This window comes from Clostridium sp. DL1XJH146 (assembly GCF_054819755.1).
This window is the reverse complement of the sequence record NZ_JBTVVN010000187.1, coordinates 1-229: the sequence shown is the minus strand read 5'-3', so window position 1 is coordinate 229 and position 229 is coordinate 1. Positions and strand designations below refer to the sequence as shown.

Genomic DNA, 229 nt, shown 5'->3' with positions numbered 1-229 from the left:
GCATTTTTACGTTGGGGGTGACTGTTGTGCCGAAGAAAAAGACTTTGCGATCAGAAACCGAGCGTTTCAAACATATATTAATCGAAGCGTATCAACGTGGGGAATTGTCCGCCAATATGACCGCAAAAGACATGGTTCGGGAGCTTGCTCATCAGTTAAAACCAATTTTTAAAGGGAATAATCATAAGTAGTATTGGGAGGTATGTATGTCATCGTTTCAACAGCTGCC

General features: G+C 41.9%; 1 protein-coding gene. It reads left to right on the top strand.

Going from position 1 to position 229, the window contains the following annotated elements; genetic code table 11:
* Nucleotides 1–191, top strand: a 191-nt coding sequence (locus ACVHXK_RS19030) for a hypothetical protein (protein WP_461207962.1), incomplete at its 5' end; no start/stop codon positions are given.
* Nucleotides 192–229 lie beyond the last annotated feature (38 nt).